The organism is Carboxydocella thermautotrophica (assembly GCA_003054495.1).
In the GTDB taxonomy this organism is placed as follows: domain Bacteria; phylum Bacillota.
Window position 1 is genome coordinate 46,327 of record CP028515.1, and the last position, 6,741, is coordinate 53,067.

9 protein-coding genes are annotated in these 6,741 nt (G+C 39.0%); 1 reads left to right on the forward strand and 8 read right to left on the reverse strand.

Translation table 11 applies throughout. From position 1 onward, the window contains the following. Positions 1-4: 4 nt before the first annotated feature. Genes CTH_RS14000 through CTH_RS14015 form a run of 4 tightly spaced genes read right to left on the reverse strand, consistent with a single transcriptional unit; the run spans position 5 to position 2,219 of the window. Complete coding sequence (locus tag CTH_RS14000; RefSeq protein ID WP_107754442.1) at positions 5-664, reverse strand: PrgI family protein; 660 nt, start codon at positions 662-664, stop codon at positions 5-7. Next, positions 651-1,676: a TrbL/VirB6 family protein gene (locus CTH_RS14005; protein WP_107754444.1), complete on the reverse strand. Its 1,026-nt coding sequence runs from the start codon at positions 1,674-1,676 to the stop codon at positions 651-653. Before CTH_RS14005 ends, CTH_RS14000 begins: the two co-directional genes overlap by 14 nt. A gap of 10 nt (positions 1,677-1,686) precedes the next feature. Beyond that, complete coding sequence (locus CTH_RS14010; RefSeq protein ID WP_107754446.1) at positions 1,687-1,986, reverse strand: hypothetical protein; 300 nt, start codon at positions 1,984-1,986, stop codon at positions 1,687-1,689. Continuing rightward, positions 1,983-2,219, reverse strand: coding sequence for a hypothetical protein (locus CTH_RS14015; RefSeq protein ID WP_107754448.1), 237 nt, complete (start codon positions 2,217-2,219; stop codon positions 1,983-1,985). The genes CTH_RS14010 and CTH_RS14015 overlap by 4 nt, the downstream gene beginning before the upstream one ends. A 150-nt stretch (positions 2,220-2,369) precedes the next feature. Between CTH_RS14015 and CTH_RS14225 the strand changes: the two genes are divergently transcribed. After that, positions 2,370-2,540 carry a hypothetical protein gene (locus CTH_RS14225; RefSeq protein WP_159073909.1) on the forward strand — a complete coding sequence of 57 codons (171 nt, stop codon included), beginning with the start codon at positions 2,370-2,372 and terminating at the stop codon, positions 2,538-2,540. A 248-nt stretch (positions 2,541-2,788) separates the two neighbouring features. On the opposite strand, the gene CTH_RS14020 is transcribed toward CTH_RS14225, so the two are convergent. The 4 genes from CTH_RS14020 to CTH_RS14040 form a co-directional block, all read right to left on the reverse strand. Beyond that, entirely contained in the window at positions 2,789-3,568 is a 780-nt protein-coding gene (locus tag CTH_RS14020; protein ID WP_107754450.1) for a nuclease-related domain-containing protein, read from the reverse strand. Between the two features lie 63 nt (positions 3,569-3,631). Further along, positions 3,632-4,966, reverse strand: coding sequence for a copper amine oxidase N-terminal domain-containing protein (locus CTH_RS14025; protein ID WP_107754452.1), 1,335 nt, complete (start codon positions 4,964-4,966; stop codon positions 3,632-3,634). A 525-nt stretch (positions 4,967-5,491) separates the two neighbouring features. Further along, positions 5,492-5,947 carry a hypothetical protein gene (locus tag CTH_RS14035; RefSeq protein WP_107754456.1) on the reverse strand — a complete coding sequence of 152 codons (456 nt, stop codon included), beginning with the start codon at positions 5,945-5,947 and terminating at the stop codon, positions 5,492-5,494. Next, a complete protein-coding gene (locus tag CTH_RS14040; protein WP_107754458.1) occupies positions 5,940-6,731 on the reverse strand; it encodes a ParA family protein in 792 nt (263 codons plus the stop codon). Before CTH_RS14040 ends, CTH_RS14035 begins: the two co-directional genes overlap by 8 nt. Between the last annotated feature and the right edge of the window lie 10 nt (positions 6,732-6,741).

Sequence of the window (6,741 nt, forward strand, 5' to 3'; positions counted from 1 at the left end):
GCTCTCACCCCCTTAGCTCTTTTTGCTTAAAGCTTTTTTCGATGAAACTCTCCAGGGTTAATAACAACCTGGAAGCGTCTGCATACTCTAAGCTTTTATCCCGTTTCACTTCCTCTTGCCACTCATAAAAAAAATGAACGTTAAGTATCCCTTTTATCTGTTCCTCAATCTCATCCAGCTCAAAATCCGCCTCAAAAGTGGAAAAAACCTCATCCTCAGTTTCCTCTTCCGGCTGGAGCGGTTCAGCTTTTTGGGAGAAATATTTCTCAAATAAACCGCCGAAAAACGGAATTGTGCACAGCAACTGCTCCCACCAAACCCGGTTTTGCTTGGAAGGCTTTTGCGGCAAGGTAAATTTATAGTCTTTCGCCAAAACCAGTTTGTTGCAGTTCCAGGTTTTGAGCTTGAACAGAAGGAAATCGAAAAACCAGCGGTCAAAGTTCCTGCCCTTAAACCTGTGAAAGGTGAAAATAAACCCGATAAACAGAATCACACCGAAAACAAAGGTATTGAAAATCAGACCCAGAGGCAGTCTCGTGCTCAAGAGAGATAAGCCCAGGAATATGCTCAAATATAAAGTTTCTCTTTTGGTAAACAGCCCTACAAAACTTTCCCGTATTTTCGGCTGTTTCGGCACATCTACCACATCATCAAACAGTTCCATTATGGTTCACCTTCTTAGGCGCACTGAAGAATTTTTTCACGTTGGTAACCATGCTGACGGTATTCCTGACTCTGCCTGATGCGCCGCTCATCAGTGCCAGATTGATCAGCATCCCGGGGATGACATACATCAGGACAACCATAGCCAGAGACATAAACATCTCATAAGTTCCGCCTTCTATCTGCATCTTGAAAAAAGCCTTGATAATACCAGCATGGATGAATTTCAGGAGCAACAAACCCAGCAATATATTAAAAGCAACCCTGGCTATTTTTTCGGTTTGAGGTATAACCCAGGCCACGATAAAAAAGGGGGAATAGGCTATCAAGTACCACAGAGCGGCATCCCGGATGGCATAGATGACTCCCAGTATCAGTGTTAAAATGCCAATGAGCAAAAACATCAGTGCCAGGCCAATGCCGGAGGTTCCGGAATCCGTTAAACCCGTTCCCGGCAGAAAAGCTGACCAGACATTGAAATCCTTAACCGTTACCCCCTGCCCCATAATCCACCGGGTTATTCCGCTGGAAAACTCCAGCATCCATTCGGCAATTTCCAGGGATAAAGAAGCGGCAACAAAAGCGGCCACAGTTCTGGTAGCGATCTCCCTCAAGCTGAATAGGTCCAAATCCAGCAATTCACGCAAAGGTGCTGAAGCTGTCCCGATCAAGAAGAAGATCAGCAACACTCCATAACTGACTTTAAGGTTATCGCTCCAGGTCGCCTTTAATCCCTGCTGTTTGGTGAAATCAGTATCGGAAAACAGGGTTTCGCCTAACACATCCATAGTTTTGTTAATCAGGTCGCTGGCCAGGTTGTTAAAAAAACCTTGTATGCCTTCTGTAAAAAGCTGTTTGACTGTGCCTGCAGGGTCACTTATTACATCAGCAACACCACTGCTGTTTTCCGGCTGTACAGCAGAATCCTGTGGCCCAGCCTGCTCTGCCAGCACCGGGGTAACTGAAGCTGATAGCCAAAATAACACTACTGCCAATAACCAAAACCTTTTCATCTCGAATCCCCTATTGCAAAAACCACTGATAGATCTGCACGCCTACGGCAAGCACCAGGCCGGAAACTACCGCCATGGTTGCTCCTTTTTTGCCTTTGGCAATAACACTTTCGTCGCCCAGCGACAGGGAAGATATAACCCAGCTGGCCAGGAACCCCAGCATTGCAATCCCTATTCCCAATCCCTTAATTTTGCTGGCAGTCTTATTGATAATCCCGCCTGGGTCATCCCAGGTTGCCGCCAGGGCAATGCTTTCAAAGCCAAAAACAAGCAAAAAAGCAATTCCTAATATCAGCAATACTTTTTTCACTTCGACTCCCCCTTTTTCCCCAGGATATAGGTGTTATACAAAAACTCTATCACTTCAAGACCCAACGGCCCTTCCATCCTGATGCCATTTTTGCGAAACCCTTCAAAGCTTTCAGTGGTCACATAGTATCTCAGGTCCAGAATCAGCTCATTTTTTCTGTTGATGCCTTCCTGGATAACAATGTCTACTGAGTTCGATTTTTTGAATCTCTTTACCTCAGTAACAACCTGCACAATTCCCGGCCTCCTCCCCATACGGTTTGTATATGCTTTTTATATGCTTTATATATACATTGTATATATTATGGTAATCAATGTCAACACCTCCTGTATGGTCCATTTATAAAAATTAAGTTATAATAGACTTGATTAGGGGGTATGACAATGCCGAAAAAATTGATGAATTTCAACGATGAACTATGGGAAGTAATCCAGCAATATAAAAAGGACTTCAAATTCAGCGATGATGCGGAAGCAATCCGGGACCTGATCCGCAAGGCCCTTATTGCAGAAAAATATTTGCAGAATAGTAATCCGGTCAAGGAAAACAAATGACGAAGAGCTGTCTTCGTGCACAATTTTATATATAATATTTTAGAATATTTTGTATATTTTCGTTGTTTTTTCCTTTTACCCTGCTGCTTGTACATAAATTTTTTCCAACAAATACCGACAAATTATTCGAAATTACTACATGTAAAAAGTAAAACCGGCTAACCGTAAAAACGGTTGCCGGTTATTTTCTTCTGGCCAAAAGTATTATCCCATTTATTCCCATGGTAATTTATAACTTTTTATATAAACTATGTAAAATTATTAATTTTATTCTCAATTTGTTTTCTCATAGTTGGATCGATTGTCCCCTTATGATTTTCAATAAAATGTAGTAATACATCGGATTTTATAACCGGAATTGTTGAATGTTCACTTCCTTCAATAATAGCCCCTTTGTTTGCAATCACAACTACGTCTACTATAGGCACATGCCCTCCTAATAATTCTTCTAATACTCTTCTATGCCTTAATACCTGAAAAGAAGGATTTTCTAACCCCTCAGTTTTACCTTCCTTTTCTCTAACCCAATTGCCATTTGGATAAATCACTATCTTTCCACTATAATTCTTTGTTTCTATATGGAATACTCCGTTATCTCCTACAACGATATGATCAAATTGTTGAGTCTCGTAACCATTTACTTTTAATGCTATGTCATTGTAGACTTTATACTTATCCCCAGGTAACCACTTAAGAACGTAAGAAACTTCAGCTTCGCCCTGTTCTCCTGCCCTAATAATCGCCTCTTCTGAGTCATTATAAATATATTCTCTACGTCTTTTTCTCTTGCCTAATAATTCAAATATTATCTCATCACCTTCTGCTGTTAATACACGATAGAGATTTACTAACGCAACTCCTAATAAACCTAACCCAAAAATTAATAAAAAGAAGACACCAATTGGATCCAGAGGACCTTCTTTTATTATATGTGCAATTAAAATTAATATAAAACCCCCAAAAAATGCAAGTAAACCAAAGACCAATGAAAAAATTAATTTAATAATTAAAGCAAATAGTCTCTTCATTGCTTCCTCCTGTGAAAATCAGATTTTGTTTTGTATAATAAACAATTCCCCTAAATTTTTTAATTAGTTACTATTTATAGTAACCGTTCTGGTTCTTTCATCCCATTGAACCTGGCAATTTAATGCTTCACTAATAAAACGCAATGGCACCAGAGTTCTACCCTTAATAATTTGCGGTTCAACATCAAGAGATATTTCAATGTCGTTTATGTAAGCTTTTTTCTGCCCGATTACCAGTTTAATTATTATATCTCCTCTATTCCCAGTAACCATTCTCGATTCTGGATCCCACGTTACTGTTGCTCCCAAAGCTTCAAAAATAGCTCGCACTGGTACCAGAGTACGACCATTTTTGATTATCGGTTCGCTATCAAAATTAATGGTTTTACCATTAACAATTACTTTGATTGCACTATTGTTTGATATGTTATTACTTGTATCGTTTTTCAATTCGTTTAATATATCTACATAGTCTTTTTTCTTCATTTCGTTTATTAAAAGTTGAGATTTTGAACTTGAATAATATTCTTTTAAACTTATGCCTTTATTGCCTATCCATAAACCCCCATTACGCTCATAAATGTTTTTATACTTATAAAGAATTACTTTTTTCTTTACATCAATGTTACTTATTAAGTCAAAATATAATTTATCAATTTTATTAAAAGCCAGCTTAAATTCCTTATTGTTGATAATATCATTATAAATGTTTGGATAATATTTTTTTGCATAAAGTAAATATTTTAATATAAAAAACTTAAATTCCGCGTAAGCAGTATATGTACCATACACACCTTTAAAATAATCAAATGTTTTGTTATCAATATATTTGGAAAAATAATAGTTGTAGAGTTCGTAGGCTGCTTTTGTCCCTTGATAATAGGCATTAAACTCATCTAACAAACCATAAATACCCTCAATTTGAGAACCTAAATTAGGAGTATTATCATTATTGAGTATGTATAATCCAAATCTATAAGTTCTAAGATTTTGTGGAATATCTTTAGCTATTTCCAAACTATTAAAAACAGGTGTGTGTTTAACTAAAATAATTTCTTTATTACTAATATAAAAAGCACTGTATCGATTATAATATGACTCTTTTCCTAAAAGCTTATATGGCATTTTATATGTAAATCCATGATTTAACTCATGTACAATTGTATTTATACTTCCAGCAACATTCCCAGGTTCAATATAATTTTTAAATTGACTCTTATCATTTACTGCTTTCTCATATTCATTAACAATATAATTGCCATCAGGACAATATTTTTGCAGGATCATTCGAAGATTTGCTTCACTTGTTTCATCGTTATTAGCTGCATAAGCAAAAGATTCAAATAAAAAATTAAATAACATCATAACCAGTAATATTTGTGCTAATCTTTTCTGCAAAATTAACTCCCTCCCACCGATTGTTTATAATTATATCTAAATTTAGAATTAAATAACTACTAACTTTATTTTTACCATAATAATAAATTTTTTGTCAATTATTTTACAAAATATAATTTGATTTTTTAGCAAAAAATTGAATTAAAAGAAAACTCGTCCTCCTTCCTGTAGATCCTGGACATACAACAAGTATTCAACCTTTCCTAAAACTTGAAAATCGAGTAGAATCTGATTCCTACTCCTCTCGGCAGCCTTCGGTAGCAAGGACTTCGCTTTGTATTGCAAGCTCATCCAACTGCCGCTAGCCTCTTATGTGGTTTCTGTTCGTCGGGCCGGAGGTTTGCCGCCGACTTCCTTCAGATTCCACCTCACGGTGGACACCCTTGTCTTAAGCTACGGCTACTGCTACCTTCGCCGTTCGGGACTTCCACCCTATAGACAACGCCCATGCCGGGCGCACACAAAAACCGGCTAACCGTAAAAACGGTTGCCGGTTGTCTTATTTCTAACCAAGAGGAATAATATTTACTTCCCCTGGTCCTTATACTTCTTCACTGCAAACCACAATGCCGCGTTGTAGAACTGGGTCTTAAACCCTTTGGGTTTGCCTTCAAAGATCTTATCCAGCTCAGCTTTCAGCTCATTTTCCAGCCAGATATTTTCCTGGCTGTGGGTTTCAACAAACTTGGCCCGTTTTGGCACTACGAAAAACCCGTCATTCTGTTCCGTTTGCTCCTGGACTTGTTCAACCTTTACCTCTGCTTCTTTCTTCTCCTGCTTCTGATTCTTTGCCTTTTTCTCTGCCTGTTCTTTTGGTGCCGGTTTTGGGGTTGCAGTTTTTTCTTGCTCTTTTTTCTTGGGCGGCTCTTGCTGTTTTAGTTCTTGCTTTTTGCTGTCTTCCTTTGGCTTTTTATCCTCAATCTCCTTGGGAGCCGTTGGAAACATCAGATCCAGATCATCCAAACCTTGTATCTTACTCAAGGTCGAAAACCTCCTTTGCCAGGGTTCTGTACTGCTGCACCAGCTCGTTTTTCTCAAACACCAGCACCGATGGCAGGCCCCTTCCCGGCGCCTCAGCATGCTTAACGCATTTGCTTATGGTGGTGTTATACACCTTAATTCCGGCCCTTTCCCCTATCTGCCTTACTTTCTGCATTACTTCAGCCGACAGGTTGGTCCTGGCGTCAAACAGGGTACCAAAGATACCTTTTACTTTAAGCCCGGGGTTACCCTTTTTGGTCCGCTCGATGTTTTCCAGCAACAGCCTTAGTCCGGTAAGGGAGAATATATCGCAACCCAGAGGTATCAGTACCGAATCCGACGCTATAAAAGCATTTATAGTGAGCATTCCCAGCGACGGCGGACAGTCTATAAATATATAATCATAATCATCCCGAATCGGTTGCAGTTTTTCTTTAAGTTTGAAGGTCAAGTCAGCGATAGTATAACCTTCGCTCATCAGCCGGTAAAACTTCATTTCTGCGGCATACAGATTCTCATGGCTGAAAATAATGTCTATTCCCGATTTGGTCTCTTTTATCAGATCTGAGTAATCAATCTCATCCTCGAACAAGAAGTTATATACGGACTTCCCTTCTGCAGTTATCGGGTTTATGCCCAATGCATAAGAAAGATTCGCCTGGGGATCAATGTCAATTACAAGTACTTTCTTGCCGTACTGGACCAGTACAGCGGCTAAATTAGCCGTTGATGTTGATTTGGCCACCCCGCCCTTTTGCATGGCCACACTGATTACCTCGGCCACAGCCTAATCC

Excerpts from the sequence above, each read along its gene's own strand:
- CTH_RS14000 (WP_107754442.1), bottom strand. The coding sequence starts at position 664 with ATGGAACTGTTTGATGATGTGGTAGATGTGCCGAAACAGCCGAAAATA.
- CTH_RS14005 (WP_107754444.1), bottom strand. The coding sequence starts at position 1,676 with ATGAAAAGGTTTTGGTTATTGGCAGTAGTGTTATTTTGGCTATCAGCT.
- CTH_RS14225 (WP_159073909.1), top strand. The coding sequence starts at position 2,370 with ATGCCGAAAAAATTGATGAATTTCAACGATGAACTATGGGAAGTAATC.
- CTH_RS14020 (WP_107754450.1), bottom strand. The coding sequence starts at position 3,568 with ATGAAGAGACTATTTGCTTTAATTATTAAATTAATTTTTTCATTGGTC.